The sequence below is a fragment of the Methylobacterium sp. J-072 genome, from assembly GCF_022829425.1.
In the GTDB taxonomy this organism is placed as follows: domain Bacteria; phylum Pseudomonadota; class Alphaproteobacteria; order Rhizobiales; family Beijerinckiaceae; genus Methylobacterium.
In genome coordinates this window covers 177,962-198,396 of the sequence record NZ_JAKSYK010000192.1, presented here as the reverse complement: position 1 = coordinate 198,396, position 20,435 = coordinate 177,962, and the positions used below count along the sequence as shown (strand labels likewise).

Genomic DNA, 20,435 nt, shown 5'->3' with positions numbered 1-20,435 from the left:
GGTCTCAGACCTTTTGAAACCAGGACTTCCTAGATCCGCTCGATGCCGGCTTGGTCGAGCTTCGCCAGGGCGTCGGCCACGCGCTCGCCGCCGATGACGAGGTCCGGCGCGATCTCGGCCAAGGGCACCAGCACGAAGGCGCGCTCCCGCACGTGGCGGTGCGGAAGCACCAGTCGGGCGTCGTCGACCGTCGCGCCCTCGTAGGCCAGCACGTCGATGTCGATCACCCGAGGACCCCAGCGCTCCTCGCGGATCCGCCCGAGCGTGTGCTCGACGGACAGACACGCATCGAGCAGCCCGTGCGGATCAAGATCCGTATCCATGGCGACCGCGCCGTTGAGGAACCAGGGCTGGTCGGTCTTGCCCCAGGGCGGCGTGCGATAGTCCGCCGACCGGGCGACCACGGTGATACCGGGCGTCGCGGCAAGCCCCGCGACCGCGCGGTCGAGCATCGCGGCCATGTCGCCGATATTGCTGCCGATCCCGAGATAGGCTCTCACGCGCGCTGTTCCCGCCGACGCGTGATCGCGACGCTGACCCCGTCGAGGATCGCCGGAACCGGCGCGCTCGGCTTGTCGATCCGCACCGTGATTGTTTCCACGGGCGCGAAGCGATCGAGGATGGCGGCGGCGATGGCCTCGGCCAGGGCCTCGATCAGGTTGAAGCGGCGCTCGGTGGCGATCTCGACGGCGATCTGGGTCAGGTCCGCGTAGCTCACCGTATGGGCGACATCGTCGGAGCGGCCGGCCGGCGCGAGATCGAGCCCCGCCTCCAGCGAGATGTAGAAGCGCTGGCCGAGCACGGCCTCCTCGGGCAGCAAACCGTGGCGCCCGAACACCGCGATGCGTGCGACTTCGATCCGGTCCAGCTGGCTGCTCATCGGGCCTCCGGCCGCATCACGGCGTCGACCACCCGCATGGCGTCGATATGGGCGGCGACATCATGCACCCGCACGATGTCGGCCCCCAGCGTCGCCGCCAGGGCGTGGGCGGCGAGCGAGCCGTGGAGGCGGTCGGCGGGCCGGGTCTCGCGGTCGTGCAGGCGCCCGAGCAGCGACTTGCGGGAGACGCCGACCAGAACCGGAAAGCCGAGCGCCCGGATCTCGGGCAGGCGCCGCAGCGCCTCCAGGTGCTGCGACCAGGTCTTGCCGAAGCCGACTCCCGGATCGAGCACGATGTCGCCCTCCGGGAGGCCGGCGCGGCGGGCGATGTCGAGGGAACGCTCGAAGAAGGCCCGCATGTCGGCGACGATGTCGAGATCCGCGTCGATGGTCTCGCGGTTGTGCATGATCACCACCGGGGCGCCATGTGCGGCCGCGACGGCAGCGATGTCGGGCTCGCGCTGCAGGCCCCAGACGTCGTTGACGATGCGGGCCCCAGCTTCGAGGGCGAGGCGGGCGGTCGAGGCCTTGTAGGTGTCGATCGAGATCGGCACGGAAAGCCGGGGCGCCAGCGCCCGGATCACCGGCAGGACGCGGGCCTGCTCGTCCTCGGCCGGTACCGGAACATGGCCGGGCCGGGTCGATTCACCGCCGATGTCGAGGATCGCGGCGCCCTCGGCCACCAGCCGTTCGGCCTGCGACACCGCTTCGGCCTCGCCGGAGAACAGGCCGCCGTCCGAGAAGGAATCCGGCGTGACGTTCAGGATGCCCATCACCAGCGTGCGGGCCCCGAGGCCGGGCAGCAGGTCGGATAGGCGGGGGGAGGGGGGCACGGATCGGGTCCCGTTCGCGGATGCGGTTCGGGACCCGGTGTGATCGAAACGACGGGCCAGCGCAACGCCGGCCGTCATCACCAAAGCATGCTGATTTCGGAAAACCGAATTCCACTGTTCCGCAGCGTGCTTTGAGTCATCATCCGCGATAGCAGCGGATCTCGGCTTCGGCCTGGGCGCGGCGCAGATCCGCGACCTTGTCGTCGAAGATCTTGGTCGACTTGAACTCGTTGGCGCGGTTGCCGATGCCCTGGCGCATGGACAGGACCGTGCTCGCCTGAACGTACTTGTCGTAGGGCAGGATCGCGGCGAGCTGGTCGAGCGAGCAGGAGCAGCGCTGCATGCTCTCGCGGGTCTGGCCGTTGGCCGCCATGCAGCCGAAGACATAATCGACCCGCGCGTCGGTGGGATAGTCGTTCTCCTCGGCTGCCCAGCCGGCCAGGCCCGACAGGGTGAGGGCGAGGGCGGCCAGCGCGCCGCGTTCAGCCAGCTTTCTGATCATAGCTCAGCTTCTCCTCGAGCAATTCGCCACCCTCGGCGTTCTTCGACGACGCCTCGATGGAGACGATCTCGCCGGGCACCTCCGGGGCGGTGATGAAGGTGTAGATCATCTTGTCCAGGCCGCGCATGCGCTGTTCCATGGCGTCCTTGGCGAAGGGCTGGATCTCGACCCGCCAGCCATCGACCTCGCGCCCGCCCACCGAAACCTTGGTCGGCGTCACGGTCGCCGCCTCGCGCAGACCCTTGCGGATCGCGAGCTTCAGGTAGCGCGGATTGGCTTCCAGCACCTTCGCCAGCGACCGGAGGTGGTTCTCCAGGAACAGCGAGACCACCGGGTTGCCGCTCATGTCCTCGAACGGACCGGCCGGTACGCGGTTCAGGCCGGAGAACATGGCCACGCGGATGTCGCGGGCCTCCGGGCTCTTCCCGGGCTCCAGCGTGAGCGTGACCGTATCCGACAGGGGCGGTCCGAACGGTCCCTTGGCGATGCCGGACCGGCGCAGATAATCATACGTGATCGTCGAGCCGGGGGCCGCGTTCTTCATGTGCGGCTGCTCGAACAGCAGGTCGGCCGCACTGGGCGGGGCCGCCGCATTGACCGAGGTGACCGCAGCCGCGGGCTTGGGCGCCTCTTCGGCGAGCGCTGGCATCGCGGCCAGCACCAGCGCGACGGCTGTCGTGGCGAGAAGCTTCACGAGTTGACGTCCTCCTTGAACGGCGACCGGACGTTGCTGCCGATCGTCCGGTACACATAATCCGGCGGGGTCTCGGCCGCCTCTTCGACGGCCAGCGCGCGCACCTTCGCGTGGAGCGGCGAGAGCGAGCAGGCGGGGTCGGTCGCTGCGGCATCGCCGGCCAGCGCCAGGGCCTGGCAGCGGCAGCCGCCCCAATCCTTCTCGCGTCGGTCACAGGAGCGACAGGGCTCCTGCATCCAGTCGGTACCGCGATAGGCGGTGAAGGCCGGCGAATCCCGCCAGATCTCGCCGAGCGAATGCTCGGTGACGTGCCAGAATTCGAGGCCGGGGATCGTCTCGGCCGCGTGACAGGGCAGGACCTTGCCCTGGGGCGTGACGTTCATCAGCTTGCGGCCCCAGCCGCCGGCGCAGGCCTTCGGGTACTTCGCGTAATAGTCCGGCACGACGAGGTCGATGACGAGTTGGCCCTTAAGCCGCTCGCGCGCCGCCTCGACGATCCGGATCGAAGCATCGACCTGCGCCTTGTCGGGCATCAGGGCGGCGCGGTTGACATAGGCCCAGCCGTAATACTGCGTGTGCGCCACTTCGAGGCGCTTGGCGCCCATCTTCACGGCCAGGTCGATGAAGCCCTCGACCTCGTGGATGTTGCCGCGGTGGATCACGGAATTCAGCGTCAGCGGTAGCCCGAGTTCGACCACCTTGGCGGCGAATTCGAATTTCTGGGGCTGCGCATTCTTGAGACCGCCGATCCGCTCGGCGTTCTGCGCGTCGACGCCCTGCACCGAGAGCTGCACGTGGTCGAGCCCGACATCGTACAGGGCCTGGAGCTTGGACAGCGCGCCGCCCACCCCGGAGGTGATCAGATTCGAGTAGAGGCCGAGATCCGCGCAGGTCTTGGTGATCTCGACGATGTCGTTGCGCGCCGTCGGCTCGCCCCCGGACAGGTGGACGTGAAGGACGCCGAGGCCCGACGCTTCCGTCAGGACGCGCTGCCACGTCGCCGTGTCGAGCTCGCCGGACCGGCGGTCGAGCTCCAGCGGGTTGGAGCAGTAGGGACAGCGCAGGGGGCAGCGATGGGTCAGCTCCGCGAGCAGACCCACCGGCGCCGGCAGGTCCGGCCGGTTCGGCGTCAGTGCGTTCATCGCTCCAGGACCCGTTTCTCCGCCAGGCCGTCCAGCATCACGAGGATGTCGGCCTCGATGGCCCGCGGGTCGGCCGCATAGGTCCGGCCCAGCTCGTCGGCGATCACCGCGACGCTGCGGTTGCCATCCACGAGCTTCAGCACCGCCACGGCGTTGTCGTCGAGATCGAAGGTCCGCTCGGGGGCGAGCAGGACATGTTTGCCGCGGGTCTCGTCATGACGCAGCCGCACGCCGCGCGGCAGGCGCGGCCGGTCGTCCGCCACCATCTTGCGCACGCCGGCACCCGCCTGAGAGGCCGGCGCCTCAGCGACGAGGCCGGTCCCCGGCGTCCAGGCATCCGGCGGGATCATCCCGGGAGCGACATAGGCGAAGTACAGGGCGTCGAGCTGCGTCCAGAGCACGTTGCACTTGAAGGTCAGCGCGTCCATCGCCTGGCGCTGCAGCGCGGGCGTCGTCGCGTGCGTCTTCACATAGTCGAGGGCGAAGTCGGCGTCGCGCGGCGCCTGGGTCAAGCGCTTGTCGAAATAGGCGAGCGTGTCCTTCGTGATGAAGTCGTAGTTCTTCAGCATCCCGGCGACGCGCTCGGAAATGATCGTCGGCGAGAACATCTCGGTCAGCGACGACGCGATCGCCTCCAGCAGGCTCTTCTCGGCGACGAAGTGGACATAGGCCTCCACGGAGAACTTGGTCGCTGACAGGATGCCCCGGGTCGAGAGCACGTAGTCGCGATCGAAGCCGACGCCTTCGGCCAGTTTCAGCCAGCGCTCGATGCCGCCGTCGCCCGGATGGTCGCCGTCATGGTCGACGATGCGCTGACGCCAGATCCGACGCAGGGACGCGTCGGTCATCCGGGCGAGCACCGCGGCGTCCTTCACCGGGATCATCGCCTGGTAATAGTATCGGTTGAGCGCCCAGGCCCGGACCTGGTCCTTCGAAAGCTTGCCGTCGTGCAGGAGCCGGTGGAACGGATGCAGGATGTGGTACCGGCGCGCGCCGATGTCGCGCAAAGCCGCCTCAAGCTCGTCCGGGCTCAGAAGGCGCTGGCTGTCGGCGGCGTCGGGGGTTGGCGAGGGGGTCGGGAAGACTGCGTTCATGGCGTGTCCGGGATCCGTTCTCGGGTCGCGTTTCCTGTACTCCGATCCCGCCCTCGTTGAGAGCCTCGTCCCGATAGCCGGAGACCGTCTTTCAGAACGCGGCCCCGGCGGGGCGAATGTCCGGGCTCGGAGTCGATATAGTGCCGGCGCGGTCTGCACCCAACGGCCGGTCGAACATGTCTCAGAGGGCCAGGCTCAGCCCATCATGCGCCACGGTCCAGCCCGCCGCCTCGACATCGGCCCGTTCGGGCGAGCCCTCGACCAGGACCGGGTTGGTGTTGTTGATGTGGACGAAGACCCGACGCCCGATGGCGGTGCCGGCCAGCGCATCGATCGAACCGTTTTCGCCCCGCATCGGGACATGGCCCATCCGCCAACCGGTTTTGGTGCCGACACCGGCCCGGATCATGTCGTCGTCGTACAGGACGGTGCCGTCGAACAGCAGCGCGTCCACGCAGGCGATCCGGTCGCGCAGGCCGTCCGTCACCCGGGCGCAGCCGGGGATGTAGGCCAGGCGGCGGCCATTCGCCTCGATCAGGGCGCCCACGGTGGTCTCGGTCTCGGCGCCGATCTCCATCGTCTCGTCTTCGAGCCAGAGCGGCACCTTGCCGGGCACAGCAAACAGCGTGACGAAAAGGCCGGGCAGGGGCTCGAAACGCTGGTCCATGGCGACCGCCTGCCGGGCGACGACACCCTCGGCCATCACGTCGAACACCCGGTTGGCGTTGACGGAATCGAGGATGCCGCGGGTGGCGTAGAGCGTGTAGGGCTGGCCCTCGCGCAAGGTCAGCAGACCCGCCACGTGGTCGACGTCCCCGTTGGTCAGGAGCACGGACCGGATCGGCGAGTGACGCAGGCCCTCACGGGGGTGCATCTGCGGATTGTCGAAGAGCTGTTGCCGGATGTCCGGCGACGCGTTGATCAGCAGCCAGTCGGACCCGTCCGCCGAGACCGCGATGCTCGACTGGGTCCTCGGCCACACCCGGTCGGGCTCGGACCGCGCCAAGGTGCAGTTGGGGCAGCGGCAATTCCATTGCGGGAGGCCGCCGCCGGCCGCGGAGCCGAGGATCACGATGCGCATGGTGCGGCTCCCGCGATCCCCGGCCCCTGGAAACTTCGTTGCGAAACGCTCAGTTGAACGTGTCGATCTCGGCCGACTCGTAGCTCGTCACTTCCATGCCGACGCAGATTTCGGACACAACGGGGGCAGCCCACTTCATGGTGTTTCTCCTTGGGGGTTCCTCACCGAGCGTCACGGGTTCCTAAGAAACCTCTAAGACACTGATGGCGCTCTGGTTTCCGGCGCGCCCCCGATATCGGCGATTCAGCTGCGGTCTTCAAGCACTAACTTGCCGGATCCTCCCAAATTTTTCGTGAGACTCCACCTAAAAGCCCAGATACGCCCGAGAAACGTTACCGGGTTCGACTTAAGTAAAATCGTTTATTGGCGGAAGTCCGGACCGCGCAGCTCCAGCATGAAGCCCTTGCCGCGGACGGTGACCAATCCCGGCCCGCCGTAGCGGACGAAGTCGGCCATCTTGGAGCGGAGATAGCCGATATAAACGTCCACCACGTTGAGCGAGACGCCGCCCTGGCTGGCCCAGAGCCGGTCGAAAATGTCGGCCCGGGACACCGGCTTGCCGATGCTCTCCATCAGCATGGCGAGCAGGTCGGCCTCCCGCGGTGTCAGCCGCGCGCTGGCCTCGCCGCAGCTCGCCTGGCGGGTGTCGAGATCGAGCAGGAGCCGGCCGGCGGTGATGCGCGAGCGCGGCGCCTCGGCCTGCTCGCGCCGCATCAGGTGAGTGCGCAGGCGCGCCACCAACTCGTCGAACACGAAGGGCTTGATGATGTAGTCGTCGGCGCCGAGCGCCAGCCCCTCGGCCCGGTCGCGGATCTCGTCGCGGGCGGACAGGAACAGGATCGCCCCCGGGAAGCCGCCCTCGCGCAGGGAGCGGCAGACATCGTGGCCGGACCCGTCAGGCAGGTTGATGTCGAGGAGGACCGCACCCGGTGCCGGATCGTGCGCGGCCTTCAGCGCCTCGTCCACGCAGGCCGCGGTGCCGACCTCGAACCCCTCGGCTTCCAGGCCGCGGGCCAACAGGCCCCGGATGTCGATATCGTCCTCGACGATCAGGATCCGCGTCATGCGGCCGACTCCCTCACCTGCGCGCCGCCGGCCGCATCCCCGGCCGTGCCCGTTTCCCATGCCGGATCGAGCGCCGGAATGTCCAGGCTGACCCGGGCCCCGCGCCCGTCCGGGCCGGCGCCGAGGCGGATCGTGCCGCCATGCTGCTCGACGATCCAGCGTGCCAGCGCGAGGCCGATGCCGAAGCCGGTCTCATCCGGGCTCGGCCCCGCCCCGCGCCGGAAGCGCTCGAACAGCTCGGCCTCCGAGGCGCCGAAACCCGGCCCGTCATCGGTCACGGTGATCAGGGCGAGGGCGCCCGGCCCGGCCGACAGCGCGACCTCGACCCGGCTCAGGCCCTTGGCATGGCGCAGGGCGTTGTCCACCAAGCTCTCGACGGTCTGGCGGATCCACTCCCGGTCAGCCAGGCATTCCACGTCCTGGCTGCCGGGCTCGAGGTTCAGGGCGACCCGGCGGCGCGCGGCCTCGGACGCCATGTTGTCGACCGCCTCGGCCAGCACCGAGGCGAGCCCGAGGGGGCGCTTGTCGAATTCGATCTCGCCGGATTCGGAGCGGGCGACGCGCAGCAGATCCTCGACGCGCAGTTTCAGCCGCTGCGCCCGCTTGCGGATCGTGGCGAAGACCGGCCCCGGATCGGCGCCTCGGGAGGCACCGCGGAGCGCCAGGTCGCATTCGCCGAGGATGACGGTGAGCGGTGTGCGCAGCTCGTGGCTGACATCGGCGAAGAAGCGCCGGCGCGAGCGATCGACGGCTTCGAGCCGCGCATTGGCGGCACGCAAATCGGCGGTGCGGGCGGCCACCGTATCCTCCAGCGCCGCCCGGTCAGCCGCGACTCGCGATTCCCGGCGGGCGAGCCGCGCGGCCATGCGGTTGACGTTGGTCATGAGCAGGCCGAGTTCGTCCCGGGTCGCCACCGAGAGGCGCGTGTCGAGCGCCCCATGGCCGATGGCACTCGCCGCACGCCGGACCTCCTCGATCCGGGCCAGGGTCGGACGAGTGACGCCGCGATAGAGCACGGCCAGCAGAACGAGGGCGGCCGTCACCGCCGCCGCCGCGGCCACGCGCAGGCGCGCCGACAGGGCTCGGGCCTGTTCGGACCCGAGCGCCATGCTGCGCCGCTCGGCCTCGATCAGGAACGAGAGCGGCTGGCCGGTCATCGCCCCGAAACCGTTGAGCGCGCCCTTGATCGCGTCCTGGCGCTTGTCGGATTCGGTCTGCCGGTTGATCCGGGCCACCTGCCGGTCGAGCACGACCCGGGCTGCGCGCAGTTGCGCCATCGGGCGCGTACGCGCGGCGTATTGCATGCGATCGGCCGGGTCGTCGCTCGGCGGGAAGCTCCTGGCCAGCGCCTCGTCGACCGTGGCCAGGGCCCGGTCGGCATTGTCGCGCGCGATCGCCATGGCCTCGGGCTGCCCATCGGGATTGCCCACGGTCTCCACCGCTGCCAAGCCGAACTGGGTCAGGCGGCCGGACAACTCGGCCAGCAATTCGAGGCGCCGCTGCGCCTCCAGGGTGCGGTCGACGGTGCGCTCGGCGGCGGCGATCGAGGCCAGCGCCGCGATGGCCGCCAGCATCACCACGATGGCGGTGCCACCGAGCAGCAGCGCGAAGCGAAGCTTCAGCGAGCGCATCGGTTGCGCCCCGCCGAGAACCTCCGCCCGCAATCGCGGGACGCGCTCACAGATCCTTCGGCACGCTGCCGCGCGCGGCGCAGCGCCAGCGTTCGACGTGCCAGTCCGGATGGGACGCCTGCCAGGTCGCCAGCGCGCTCTGCGAATGGCGCAGGCAGATGAACGGGTTCGAGCCCTCGTAGGACATCTCGATCCGGTCCTCGCGGCAGGTCGAGGGCTGGGCGACGAGGCAGATCGACAGAAGCAGGAGCATGGGCGTCTCCCCAGATTGCCGGCCTCGTCTGGGCCGGCTTGGGCAGAGCATATGCCGCGCGCGGCCGCTCTGCCCAGGGCGGCGTCAGGACGCGACCCAGATCTCACCCTTGGCAATGGTCGCGAGATCGCCGGAATAGCGCCGCAGCGGCCGGTCGAGCAGCGCGGCATGCTCGGCGCTGAGGCCCGCGAGGGTCTTGCCGAGGAGACGCAGGAACACGAGGTCGTGCGTCCCGGTCTCCACGAAGGTCGGCGACAGCCGCCCGTGTGAACCGATCAGCAGGGTGCCGCGGCGCATGCCGTAGCCCGGATGGTCGCCCACCGCGAGTGCCGCCAGGGTCCCGGCGATCATGCGGGAGCCGGCATACGCTCCGGCGCGGCCCGCCAAAAGAATGCCGCGCCGCATGCGATCGCCGAGATGAGCGCCGGCCGTCCCGCGGATGATCAGCGTCGCGCCGTCGAGACCGGCCTTGGCCGCGTAGACCGCTCCGCCGGCATAGTTCCCGGCATCGCCGTCGATGGTGATGGTGCCGCCGGTGGCGCCGGCGCCGGCATAGGGGCCGGCATGGCCGGTCACGGTCAGGCTGCCGCCGGCCATGCCCGCGCCGAGGCGCTGGCCGACATCGCCGGTAACGCGGATCGTGCCCTCGGACAGGGAAGCGCCGACCCGGTCGAGGCGCTCATGGCCGCCCGCGATAGTCAGGGTGTCGGAGCCGTCGAGCGACACCGAGAAGCAGTCGCCGAGCCGCACGCCGGTGCGGGTCGTCCCGACCTCCAGGCGCTCGGCCTCGGCCTGCGACAGGCGGCTCAGCGCCAGCGGGTTGATGTTCAGGAAGTCGAGCCGCTCGGGCGGCGTTTCGCGCAGGGTGAGGGTGCTCAAGGCTCAGCCCTCCGTCTTGGCGTCGTCCCGCGCGAGCAGGTCGCGCAGGTGATAATGGTGGCGGCCGAGATTGCCGCCGTAATTGCCCGCCGTGACGGCGATCAGCCCGTGTTTGCCGCCGATCTTGGTGGCCGCATGGAGCCCAGCCCGCATCGAATCGGACACGCCTTGCGAAGTCAGGGCGTCGATCACGATCTCCAGCACGACGCCGCACTCGGCGGGGAGCGCCGAGCCGGCTCGGCCCTTCAGGGTCGGGCAATAGGCGTCGTTGGTGGAGGCCATCATGCCCTTGGTCCGGCCGCCGACCTTCGAGCCCGAGCGGACGATGCCGCCCGGGAACGGCAGGATCGCACCCGGCACCGCCTTGGCGGCCTCCACGGCCGCCTCGGCGACGATCAGCGTCTCGGAGTGGGTGCGGCCGAGGAACAGCAGGTTGCCGCCGCCGACCGCGCCATCCACGGCCCGGACCGAATCCTCGCAGAGGAACTCGCCGTCCATGACCGGGATGCGCCAGTAGCGCCGGGCCTTGCCGGAGGCGTCGGGCAGGCGCTTGGCGATGGCGAAACCGTCACCAAAGTATCGGATCGCACCGCCGAGCTTGATCTTGTTCGGACCATCGACGCCTGCGAAGCAGGCCGTGCCCGGGCAGGTCAGGATGCACTGGCCGACCCGCTTGATGAGTTGCTCCTTGAGGCCGTTCGGCTCGAAGCCGAACAGCAGGATGCGCACCCCCGGCCGCCCGTCCGGAGTCTCCTCCGGGGCCAGTACGGCATCGATGCCGGCCTCGGCGCCGCAGCCGATCACCGACGTGGCGAAGCCCGTCATGGTGGTGGCCGCGATCATGGCCCACTTGGCGGTGTCGTTGGTGACGACGATGGCGGTCCCGGCCACGTCGAACGCCTCCGCGAAGGTGTCGACGATCGGGATGCCGTTGAGGCTGAGCTCAGACATTGTTTTGGGACTTCCGCGACAGCCCGAACCCTCTCCCGAGATAAATCTCGGGCCTGTTCAAGACCGATGGCCCGCTGAGACCTTCATAGATCGGTTCACCAGAACCGCGAGGTGCCCCCTCTCCCGTGCGGGAGAGGGTTGGGGTGAGGGATAAGGTCTTTCCGGAGAGGTCGCACCCCTCACCCTGTCCCTCTCCCGCACGGGAGAGGGGACCCGCGCCACGTCCGGCAGCATATGCAGCGGGAAACGGGCCGGTAGCGGCTGTCAAACCCGGCATGGCACCGCCTCGAAGGTGTCCGCATCGGCGTCGAAGGCCGCATCCGGCACTGCGAAGCTGTCGAGCCCCGCGCCGAACCGGTCGGACAGGTAGGCGTCGGCACGCTTGGCCATCGCCGGATCGGACTCGACCGTGAGCGACAGTGTCTGGCCAGCGCGCCACTCGACCACCTCGCCATCCTCGACGATCGGCACGCCGTCCTTGAGGACGAGCTTGGCGGCGCTGAACATCGCGGTGCGGTTGGTATCGTCGCGATAGACCGCAACGTCGGCGCAGGCGCCCGGCCGCAGGTGGCCGCGGTCGGCGAGGCCCAGGAGCTTGGCCGGACCGGACCGGGTCAGCTGGGCGATCTCCGAGAGGGTGTATTCCCGCTCCAGGCCAGGCAGGCCGGACCGCTCGCCGACGATGCCGGGCAGGGTCGCGATCTCGCGGTCGCGCTCGGACTTGTCCATCAGCAGGTGGATGATGCGCGGATACTGCGTGAACGGGCCGCCGTTCGGGTGGTCGGTGGTCAGGATCGTGCGCTCCGGATCGGTGGAGAGCAGCATGATCTCCAGGCCGATCGCCCATTGCAGCGAACTGGTCGGGCCGCGCGGCCGGTACAGGAACGGCACCACGCCGCCGCCCTCGGCATCGCCGGCATTCAGCACCCACTTCTTCGGGTTGGCGCCCTTGCGGCCAGCGAACTGGCGCAGGATGTCGAGCGATACCGTCACGGTCTGGCCGAACACCACCTGCCCGATATCGAGGGTCGCGTTCGGGTTGTCGGCGATCGCCTGCGCGATCCGCTCGGCAGCCGAGCGGAAGCCGCCGCCCTCGGTGGCGCCGTAGGCGTAGAACTGCGCGTGGGCGAAGTGGATGCGCCGGCCCTCGGCCGCCTCCAGGGTCTCGACGAACGAATCGTCCGCCCCGGGCAGGCCGAGATTGTTGCAGTGGACGTGCAGCGGGTGCGGCACGCCGATCGCCTCGACCGCGTCGAGCAGCGAGCCCATGATCTGCCGGGTCGAGAGGCCGTAAACCGGGATCTCCTCATCCAGCGACAGGCGCAACGCCCCATCCTTGAAGGCGGAGGCGCCGCCGGCATTGATGCACTTCACGCCCAGCCCGCGCGAGGTGGCGACCGAGAGCGCCACGAGATCGCGCACGGCGTTGCCGCCCTGGCGCTCGCGCAGCAGCTGCAGCAGCTGGTCGTCGTTGCCCATCACGGTGAGCGCGCCGCGATCCAGCAGCGGGATGTCGGCGAGTTCGAGCTGGGTCGCCAGCGCGTGGGTCGGCGGCATCGCCGGCTCGACCGCGGTGGTGTAGCCCATCCGCGCATAGGTCGAGCCGATCCAGCCCGCGGCCCCGCCGGCATGGGCGAAGGGATGCCCCTCGGGCGACGCCTCGCTCACGTAAAGGTCGGGCAGGAGCAGGCGCGACGTGATCACGTTGCCGCCGGCGATGTGCGAATGCACCTCGACGCCGCCGGCCATCACGACGCAGCCCGACGCGTCGATCACCCGATCGGGTTGCCGGCCCTCCGGATCGACGATGCGGCCGTCCTCGATCCAGACATCGCCGACGGCATCGCGGGACGCGGTCGGATCGACGACGCGCCCGCCCCGGATCACGCTCAGCATGCGGGCTCACTCCTCGACGCGGCGCGACCTTCGGCCAGGCGATCCTTCAGGGCGCCCAGCACCGACGCGGCAGACGGCAGATCTTTCGGTGCCGTAGCCGGCCAGTAGGTCAGCGCGGCGCGCTGCTCGTTCCACAAGACGCCGCCCAGGTCCCGGCCGGGGCGGCCGACCGCGATCACCACGTCGGCGAAAGAGGCTTCGGCCTCGGCGACCAGCCCCACGGACGGCACGGCGGCCAGCCAATCGGGACGGGGCACCGGCAGGGCGGCGAGCCAGATCACGGCATCGACCTCGCCGGCGGCGACCTGCCGGGCGACATCGAAGCGCCAGGGATCGTGTTCCGGGACGCGGCGGCCGAACCCGCTGCGCGGCGCCTGCCCGGTCAGCCAGGCGGCCACCGGCACGACGGCGCGGTCCTGGTCCGCACCCGACACCGCCAGGGTGAAGCAGCGCGTGGACTCGTTCAGCTCCATGGCGAAGGTCTGGAGCATCTCCACGCCGAGCTCGCCGAGCTCCGCGGGATCGTACAGCAGAACGCCGTATTGCCCCGCGGTGAGCTGCGCCAGGAGCTTGGCCTGCGGCGTGTCACCGGCGAGATGGCCTTTTCCGTAGGCGCGCAATTCTGCGACCGCCTCCGCCAAGCCGCCCTCGGCGGGGTGGGAGAACGTTGCCTTGGCGCCATCGGCCCCGGCGCCGAGTGCCAGGAGCGCGCGGTCCGACCCGGCCGCGCGCCCGCGCGTCGGCTTCGTCTCCGACAAGCGTTTCAGGAGGGGCGTGCGCCACGGCGCGGCGCCGACGACGAGCACCGCATCGGCCCGGCCGACCGCCTCAGCCGGCGTCGAGGTCATGGCACCCACACGGCTCAGCGCGCCGAGCTCGGCATAGGTACCGACCGCACCGGCGGTATCAATGGAGGCGCCGATGCGCCCCGCGAGATCGTAGGCCGCGCGGATCGCGGCGACATCGGCGCTGAGGCCGGCGATCACCGGCGCGCGCGCCTTGGCGAGCAAGGATACGGCCGCCTCGATGGCGGTGCCCGCGTCCGTCGCGCCACCCTTCACCCAGGCTGCCATGCTCCCTCACGCGACGTTCTTGTTTGGCTTCGGAGCGGGCGACGGCCGTAAGACCGGACGTAGCGGGTCGCTTCCGAAGGAAGGGATCCCGCCGGATCGGAATGGCTCGACCGCCCGGCAGATCCGGGCGGGCGGCAACTCGGCGCGCCGTCGCTGGCCTAGGTTTGCATTCATCCGGCCGCCGCGGCAAGGGGGGTCGGAGCACACGCCGACCGATCGGCCGTACGATCCCGTTGCTTCGGCCGCCTGCCGCGTGGGACAAGCGCGCCGGTCGGGCGGTTCGCCGGCGGGTTTCAGGGGCATGGGCGTGGGCGAGGTTCCCGGGCGGAACGAGGCGGGTACGGCGCAGGGTGCCGTCCGGGTCGAGGCGCCGGCCCGGCTCCATTTCGGATTCCTGGACCTGCATGGCGGCCTGGGCCGGCGCTTCGGCAGCATCGGGCTCGCCATCGACGAACCATCCCTGGCGCTTACCGCCCGCCGGGCCGCGGATGTATCCGTCACCGGCGCGGAAGCCGACCGGGTCCGCGGCTACGCCCAGGCGGCCGCCGGCCATCTCGGCAGCCCGGATGCGGTCGCCATCCATGTCGAGCGGACGATCCCGGCCCATGCCGGCTTCGGATCGGGCACGCAGCTCGCCCTCGCGGTGGCGGCGGCTGTGGCGCAGCTCAATGGGGCCGCGTTTTCCGCAAAAACTTTCTCCGCCAGCCTCGATCGAGGCAACCGCTCGGGCGTCGGCCTCTGCGCCTTCACGGAGGGCGGCCTGATCGTCGATGGCGGCCGCGGTGACGACGGCGCGCCGCCGCCGGTGACGGCACGGCTCGCCTATCCCGAAGCCTGGCGGATCGTCCTCATCCTCGACCAGAGCATGGCCGGCGTCCACGGCACGCGAGAGGTGGAGGCGTTCCGCGATCTCCCGCGCTTTCCCGAGGCGCAGGCCGCCGAGATCTGCCGGATCGTGCTGATGCAGGTCCTGCCGGCGGCGGCGCTCGCCGAGCCGCAGGGTTTCGGCGCCGGCATCACGCGAATCCAGGACCTGATCGGCGACCACTTCGCCCCGCACCAGGGCGGCCGCTACGCCAGCGCCGCGGTGGCGGAGGCTTTGGCGAATGCCGGCGCGCAGGGCGTGCCGGGCTACGGCCAGTCGTCCTGGGGGCCGACCGGATTCGTGCTGATGCCCTCCGAAGCGGAGGCGCAGGCCCTCGTGGCGAGCCTCGATCGCGGCGGGCCGCTCCGCTTCCTGATCGCCCGGGGCCGCAACACCGGCGCCACGATAACCACGGCGGCCTGAACCGGCGCCCCCGGGCTTGACCGCGGCGTCCGCAGGGCGTTTTGGACGGACAGCAGGCGCGGATCGACGCGCGCCGCACGGGATAGGACGCCATGGCCCGCTCGATCCTCCACATGCTGACGCCGCTCCGGCACATGAGCCCGTTCGACGTGAACATGGCCGTCGATGCCGGCTTCGAGACGGTGGTGACCTACACGGAGGTCAGCCTCGCCGATGTGGTCTCGCTGACCCAGGATTCCATCTTCTCGCGGGCGCCGGCCGACGGCACCCGCACCGGCCTCTTCATCGGCGGCAAGAACGCCGAGGACGCCCTCGACATGGTCGACCGCGCCAAGAAGGCCTTCGTGCCGCCCTTCGTGAACCACGTCTTCGCCGATCCGGCAGGCTCGTTCACCACGGGCGCCGCCATGGTCGCGCAGGTCTCCCGGGCGCTGCGGCAGAAGTTCAACACCGACCTGACCGGCAAGCGCATCGTGATCTTCGGCGGCGCCGGCGTCGTGGCCTACGTGGCCGCGGTGATCGGCGCGCTCCAGGGTGCGCAGACCGTGCTGGTCGGCCATGACGGCGAGGAGCGGGTCTCGAAGATCGCCTTCACGATGAAATGGCGTTTCGGCACCGAGGTCGGCGCCGTCGACGGCACGACGCCGGAGGATCGCCGCCTCGCCATCCGCGACGCCGACGTGATTCTGTCCGCCGGCCCGGCCGGCATCCCGATCCTCTCTGCCGAGGATCTGAAATCGGCCCCGAAGCTACTCGTCGCCTCCGACGTGAACGCCGTACCGCCGGCCGGCATCGCCGGGATCGACGTCAACGCGGTCGACGTGCCCCTGCCGGCCGGCAAGGGCGTCGGCATCGGCGCCCTGGCGGTGGGCAACGTGAAGTACCAGACGCAGCGCCGCCTGTTCGACCGGATGCTCGCCTCCGACACGCCGCTCTGCCTCGATTTCCGCGACGCCTACACCCTGGCGGTCGAGATCGCCGGCTGAGCCGGCACCGGCGCATCCCGGCATGGCCCAGGCGATCCTGATCGCCGCACAGGCCGGGCGCGCCCTCGCCCAGGCGGCCCGGCGAGCGGGCCTGCGCCCCTACGTGGCCGACCTGTTCGGCGATTCCGACACGCTGGCGCTGAGCGAAGCCTACCGGCCGCTCCCGGGCCGTTTCGGCAGCCCGATCGCCGCAGAGGCGACCCTGGCGGCCATCGACGCACTGGCCGATGCGGCCGGATCGCCGATGGGCATCGTCCTCGGCAGCGGCTTCGAGGACGCCCCCGGCCTCGTCGCCCGCATCGCGGACAATCATCGGCTGATCGGCGCCGATGCCGGCGCCATCGCGGCGCTCAAGGATCCGTTCACGTTCGCTGCGCTCTGCGCTCGGCTTGGCGTCCCGCATCCGGCGATTGCCACGGACCCGCCGCCCGATCCGTCCGGCTGGCTGCTCAAGCGGGTCGGCGACAGCGGAGGCAGCCATATCCGGCCGGCCACACGCGGGCCCGCGCCGGAGGGCCACTATTGTCAGGTTCGGGTCCCCGGCCGGCCCTATGCACTGAATGTCCTCGCCGATGGGCGCACGATCCGGGTGCTCGCCTGCACCGAGCAATGGTGCGTGCCGTCGCCGATCCGGCCCTATCGCTACGGCGGCGCACTCGCGACCGGCGCTGCGGAGGCGCCGCTTCTCCCCGACGCGCTGCTCGCCACGGTCGCAGAGGCCATTGAAAAAATCATCGCGGCGACGGGCCTGCGCGGGCTCGCTAGCGCAGATTTTCTGGTTGACGAATCCGGCTGGTGGCTCACCGAGATCAATCCGCGGCCCGGCGCGACCCTCGATATCCTGGATCGGCGAAGTACGCCCCTGCTGGCCGTCCATATCGATGCGAGCCTCGGCGGCATGCCGACACTCGGCGCGCAACCGGCGGATGCGGCAGCCGCGCAGATCTGTTACGCGGAGCGCGAGCATGCGCCCGTCCCGGACTTGTCCTGGCCGGATCACGTGCGCGACCGCCCGCGCCCCGGCACGGTGGTCCGCCGCGACGCGCCCCTCTGCACGGTGCTTGCCCTTGGGGCCGACCGGCAGGCGGCGCTCGACAGTTTGAACACGCGGACGGCGCAGCTGCACGCTGCCCTGGCCGCAAAGAAAACGCACCCCGAGGAAGCCCTGTGATGAGTGCCAGCCAATCCTATCCCAGCGTCAACGCGCTGACGGCGCCGCTGATCGAGCGGTTCGTGGCCGACGCCGCGACCCTGCGCTTGTCGGTCTCGCAGGCGGCCGGCGGAGCCCGGATGGTCGATGCCGGCGCGCAGGCGCGGGGCTCGATCGAGGCCGGGCGGCGCATCGCCGAGATCTGCCTCGGCGGCCTCGGCAGCGTGACCATCGCCCCGAGCGGCCCGATCGCCTCCTGGCCGTATTCCGTGATCGTCCACGCGGCCGATCCGGTGCTCGCCTGCCTCGGCAGCCAGTATGCCGGCTGGAGCCTCGCCGACGAGGCCGGCGATTCCGGCTTCTTCGCCCTCGGCTCGGGCCCGGGCCGCGCGGTCGCGGCCGTCGAGGACCTGTATCAGGAGCTGGGCTACCGGGATTCGGCCACCAAGACCGCCCTGGTCCTCGAAGCGGCCGGCGGGCCGCCCGAGAGCGTGGTCGCCAAGGTCGCCGAGGCCGCCGGCCTGCGCCCGGAAGATCTCACCTTCATCTTCGCCCCGACCCAGAGCCTCGCCGGCTCGACCCAAGTGGTCGCCCGGGTGCTGGAAGTGGCCCTGCACAAGGCCCACACGGTCGGCTTCGACCTGCACGCCATCGTCGACGGCATCGGCTCGGCGCCGCTCTCGCCACCGCACCCGGATTTCATCAAGGCGATGGGCCGGACCAACGACGCGATCATCTATGGCGGCCGGGTCCAGCTCTTCGTCGACGCCGACGATGCCGACGCCAAGCTGCTCGCCGAGCAGATCCCCTCCACGACGTCGAGCGACCACGGCGCCCCGTTCGCCGAGATCTTTTCGCAGGTGAACGGCGATTTCTACAAGATCGACGGCGCCCTGTTCTCGCCCGCCGAGGCGATCGTCACCTCGGTGCGCACCGGCGCCACCTATCGCGGCGGCCGCCTGGAGCCGACGCTGGTGGATGCGTCCTTCGCGTAGGCAGATCGGATCCTTCTGGCTGCGCTTTATTGAGAGAGCGGCGTGAACCGCGTCACGGCGCCGACCGCATGAAGCGCGGGTCCCCTCTCCCGTTCGGGAGAGGGACAGGGTGAGGGGTGCGACCTCTCCGGAAAAACCTGGTCCCTCACCCCAACCCTCTCCCGCACGGGAGAGGGGGCGCGTCGTGGCAAGCTTTCGCGATCGCGCCTCGAAACCATAACGACCGAAGCCTTCCCCCGAGCGGGAGGGCTGGCGAGAGTCTTCCATCCATGCGCATCGCCCTAGCGGCCGATAACGGCAATTGGCACAAGGCCCGGCTCCTGGCGGCCCTGCGGGCGCAGGGGGTCGAGCCGGTGCTGTTCTCCCTGGCCGACGTGATCGTCGCCACAGGCGGCGGCGAGCCCCTGCGCGTCCCTGGCTTTTCCGGCGCGCTACCCGGCGGCGTGTTGTTGCGGACCATCGCGGGCGGCACGTTCGAGGCCACCACCATGCGGCTCGGCGTGCTGCACGCCCTGGTCTCGGCCGGGGTCACGGTCTGGAACGCGCCGACCGCCATCGAGCGCTCGGTGGACAAGGCGGCGACTTCGCTCCTCATCGCCCGGGCCGGCCTGCCGACACCGGAGACCTGGGTGGTCTCGAAGCGCGAAGCCGCCGCCGGGATCGTGGCGCATGAGGCGCGCCCCGGCGCGCCGCTGGTGCTCAAGCCGTTGTTCGGATCGCAGGGGGAGGGGCTCGCGCTGATCGAGCGGCCCGAAGACCTGCCCGACGAGGAGGCGGTGGCCCGGGTCTACTATCTCCAGCGCTACGTGCCCCGGCGCGACGGCTTGTGGCGCGACTACCGGGTCTTCGTCTGCGACGGCCGGGCGATCGCCGGCATGATCCGCGAGGGCGACGGCTGGATCACCAACGTCCATCGCGGTGGCCGGCCGCTGCCCTGGGCGATGCCGCCCGCGGCCGCCGAGATGGCGGAGGCCGCTGCCGCCGCGGTCGGGGTCGATTATTCCGGCGTCGATCTCGTCGAGGACGGGGAGGGCGGCTTCGCGATCCTCGAAGTCAATTCCATGCCGGCCTGGTCGGGCCTCCAGACCGTGTGCGAGACCGACATCGCCGCCGCCGTGGTGCGGGGCTTTCTCGCCGCCGTCCGGGGCGCCAGCGTTCCGCGGCTCGTGGTGGCATGAGCGCCCTTGACCCCGGTCTGATCGGCACGCTCTACCGTGCCGCCTGCCTGGCGGAGCTCGACGCGCTGAAGCCCGGCAACGTCCACGCCTACGCCGCCGGCCATCGCATGGTGGTGGCCGATTTTGTCACCAGCGCCGATGTCTCGGCGCCGGAACTGGCGCGGGCCGGCACAGGGGTCGGCAAGCGGGTCCGGGCCGGGATCGCCGCGACCCTGGCGGCGGTCGCCCAGAACACGAATCTCGGGATTCTCCTGCTCTGCGCGCCCCTCGCGGTCGCTGCCGAGCGGGGCCAGACCGTCCGCGCGGTGCTGGATGATCTCGACGCTGCAGATTCGGCCGCGGTGTTCGCGGCGATCCGGCTCGCCAACCCGGGCGGCCTCGGCCGGGCCGCGAAGCACGACGTCGCGGCGGAGGCCCCCGCCTCCCTGCGCGCCGCCATGGCGGGAGCGGCCGACCGGGACCGCATCGCCCGCGCCTACGGCACCGGCTTCTCGGACATCAGCGCGATCGGGCTGCCGGCGCTCGCCGAGGCGCGTGCCCAGGGCCTCGATCCGTCCTGGTGCACGACGGCGATCCATCTCGCCTATCTCCGCTCCGTCCTGGACAGCCACATCGCCCGCAAGGCCGGCGCGTCGGTGGCCGAGGGCGTTCGCCGGGAGGTGGAAGCCGCGCTCTCCGGGCTCGACCTCGCCGCCCGGCCGGTTGAGGCGCTGCTCGCCCTCGACGCGTCACTCAAGGCGCGCGGGCTCAACCCCGGCACCAGCGCGGATTTCACGGTGGCGACGCTGTTCTGGGATGCGCTCGCATCGGCTGGGGCCGCCCTGGCGTGAAAGGTCGAAAAGTTCCCGCATTTCGAGGCCAGGC

At 70.6% G+C, this 20,435-nt stretch carries 22 protein-coding genes; 6 read left to right on the top strand and 16 right to left on the bottom strand.

Annotated features, from left to right (window positions below; all coding sequences use genetic code 11):
- Positions 1-29 precede the first annotated feature (29 nt).
- The 16 genes from folK to MKK67_RS24625 all read right to left on the bottom strand — a co-directional run bounded on the left by folK (position 30) and on the right by MKK67_RS24625 (position 13,974).
- A complete protein-coding gene (gene folK / locus MKK67_RS24700; RefSeq protein ID WP_243970471.1) occupies positions 30-500 on the bottom strand; it encodes a 2-amino-4-hydroxy-6-hydroxymethyldihydropteridine diphosphokinase in 471 nt (156 codons plus the stop codon).
- Complete coding sequence (folB, locus tag MKK67_RS24695; protein WP_243970469.1) at positions 497-880, bottom strand: dihydroneopterin aldolase; 384 nt, start codon at positions 878-880, stop codon at positions 497-499. Before folB ends, folK begins: the two co-directional genes overlap by 4 nt.
- Positions 877-1,713 carry a dihydropteroate synthase gene (folP, locus tag MKK67_RS24690; RefSeq protein WP_243970466.1) on the bottom strand — a complete coding sequence of 279 codons (837 nt, stop codon included), beginning with the start codon at positions 1,711-1,713 and terminating at the stop codon, positions 877-879. The genes folB and folP overlap by 4 nt, the downstream gene beginning before the upstream one ends.
- Positions 1,714-1,852: 139 nt before the next feature.
- Positions 1,853-2,215 (bottom strand): hypothetical protein, encoded by a 363-nt coding sequence (locus tag MKK67_RS24685; protein ID WP_243970464.1) that lies wholly within the window; start codon positions 2,213-2,215, stop codon positions 1,853-1,855.
- Complete coding sequence (locus MKK67_RS24680) at positions 2,196-2,864, bottom strand: hypothetical protein (protein ID WP_279601817.1); 669 nt, start codon at positions 2,862-2,864, stop codon at positions 2,196-2,198. The genes MKK67_RS24685 and MKK67_RS24680 overlap by 20 nt, the downstream gene beginning before the upstream one ends.
- Before the next feature lie 41 nt (positions 2,865-2,905).
- On the bottom strand, positions 2,906-4,051 hold the full coding sequence (gene pqqE, locus MKK67_RS24675) for a pyrroloquinoline quinone biosynthesis protein PqqE (protein ID WP_243970460.1): 1,146 nt from the start codon (positions 4,049-4,051) through the stop codon (positions 2,906-2,908).
- Complete coding sequence (gene pqqC / locus MKK67_RS24670) at positions 4,048-5,145, bottom strand: pyrroloquinoline-quinone synthase PqqC (RefSeq protein WP_243970458.1); 1,098 nt, start codon at positions 5,143-5,145, stop codon at positions 4,048-4,050. Before pqqC ends, pqqE begins: the two co-directional genes overlap by 4 nt.
- A 181-nt stretch (positions 5,146-5,326) precedes the next feature.
- Positions 5,327-6,226, bottom strand: a complete 900-nt coding sequence (pqqB, locus tag MKK67_RS24665) for a pyrroloquinoline quinone biosynthesis protein PqqB (RefSeq protein ID WP_243970456.1) — start codon at positions 6,224-6,226, stop codon at positions 5,327-5,329.
- Between the two features lie 49 nt (positions 6,227-6,275).
- Positions 6,276-6,365, bottom strand: a complete 90-nt coding sequence (gene pqqA / locus MKK67_RS24660; protein WP_007564431.1) for a pyrroloquinoline quinone precursor peptide PqqA — start codon at positions 6,363-6,365, stop codon at positions 6,276-6,278.
- A 221-nt stretch (positions 6,366-6,586) separates the two neighbouring features.
- Complete coding sequence (locus tag MKK67_RS24655; RefSeq protein WP_243970453.1) at positions 6,587-7,291, bottom strand: response regulator transcription factor; 705 nt, start codon at positions 7,289-7,291, stop codon at positions 6,587-6,589.
- Entirely contained in the window at positions 7,288-8,922 is a 1,635-nt protein-coding gene (locus MKK67_RS24650; RefSeq protein WP_243970450.1) for a sensor histidine kinase, read from the bottom strand. The genes MKK67_RS24655 and MKK67_RS24650 overlap by 4 nt, the downstream gene beginning before the upstream one ends.
- A gap of 46 nt (positions 8,923-8,968) precedes the next feature.
- Positions 8,969-9,175 (bottom strand): hypothetical protein, encoded by a 207-nt coding sequence (locus MKK67_RS24645; RefSeq protein ID WP_243970448.1) that lies wholly within the window; start codon positions 9,173-9,175, stop codon positions 8,969-8,971.
- Positions 9,176-9,259: 84 nt separating this feature from the next.
- Complete coding sequence (locus tag MKK67_RS24640) at positions 9,260-10,054, bottom strand: formylmethanofuran dehydrogenase subunit C (protein ID WP_243970446.1); 795 nt, start codon at positions 10,052-10,054, stop codon at positions 9,260-9,262.
- A gap of 3 nt (positions 10,055-10,057) precedes the next feature.
- A complete protein-coding gene (fhcD, locus tag MKK67_RS24635) occupies positions 10,058-11,005 on the bottom strand; it encodes a formylmethanofuran--tetrahydromethanopterin N-formyltransferase (RefSeq protein WP_243970444.1) in 948 nt (315 codons plus the stop codon).
- Positions 11,006-11,269: 264 nt separating this feature from the next.
- Positions 11,270-12,901: a formylmethanofuran dehydrogenase subunit A gene (locus MKK67_RS24630; RefSeq protein ID WP_243970441.1), complete on the bottom strand. Its 1,632-nt coding sequence runs from the start codon at positions 12,899-12,901 to the stop codon at positions 11,270-11,272.
- Positions 12,895-13,974: a formyltransferase gene (locus MKK67_RS24625; RefSeq protein WP_243970439.1), complete on the bottom strand. Its 1,080-nt coding sequence runs from the start codon at positions 13,972-13,974 to the stop codon at positions 12,895-12,897. Before MKK67_RS24625 ends, MKK67_RS24630 begins: the two co-directional genes overlap by 7 nt.
- A gap of 307 nt (positions 13,975-14,281) precedes the next feature.
- Here MKK67_RS24625 and MKK67_RS24620 point away from each other — a divergent pair, with 307 nt between their 5' ends.
- The 6 genes from MKK67_RS24620 to MKK67_RS24595 all read left to right on the top strand — a co-directional run bounded on the left by MKK67_RS24620 (position 14,282) and on the right by MKK67_RS24595 (position 20,401).
- Complete coding sequence (locus MKK67_RS24620) at positions 14,282-15,262, top strand: beta-ribofuranosylaminobenzene 5'-phosphate synthase family protein (RefSeq protein WP_243970437.1); 981 nt, start codon at positions 14,282-14,284, stop codon at positions 15,260-15,262.
- A gap of 92 nt (positions 15,263-15,354) precedes the next feature.
- Positions 15,355-16,248 carry an NAD(P)-dependent methylenetetrahydromethanopterin dehydrogenase gene (locus tag MKK67_RS24615; protein WP_243970434.1) on the top strand — a complete coding sequence of 298 codons (894 nt, stop codon included), beginning with the start codon at positions 15,355-15,357 and terminating at the stop codon, positions 16,246-16,248.
- A 22-nt stretch (positions 16,249-16,270) separates the two neighbouring features.
- Positions 16,271-17,419, top strand: a complete 1,149-nt coding sequence (locus tag MKK67_RS24610; RefSeq protein WP_243970432.1) for an ATP-grasp domain-containing protein — start codon at positions 16,271-16,273, stop codon at positions 17,417-17,419.
- Positions 17,419-18,393 (top strand): methenyltetrahydromethanopterin cyclohydrolase, encoded by a 975-nt coding sequence (gene mch / locus MKK67_RS24605; protein ID WP_243970430.1) that lies wholly within the window; start codon positions 17,419-17,421, stop codon positions 18,391-18,393. Before MKK67_RS24610 ends, mch begins: the two co-directional genes overlap by 1 nt.
- A 269-nt stretch (positions 18,394-18,662) precedes the next feature.
- On the top strand, positions 18,663-19,571 hold the full coding sequence (locus MKK67_RS24600) for a RimK family alpha-L-glutamate ligase (RefSeq protein WP_243970428.1): 909 nt from the start codon (positions 18,663-18,665) through the stop codon (positions 19,569-19,571).
- Positions 19,568-20,401, top strand: a complete 834-nt coding sequence (locus tag MKK67_RS24595) for a triphosphoribosyl-dephospho-CoA synthase (RefSeq protein WP_243970426.1) — start codon at positions 19,568-19,570, stop codon at positions 20,399-20,401. The genes MKK67_RS24600 and MKK67_RS24595 overlap by 4 nt, the downstream gene beginning before the upstream one ends.
- Positions 20,402-20,435: the final 34 nt, after the last annotated feature.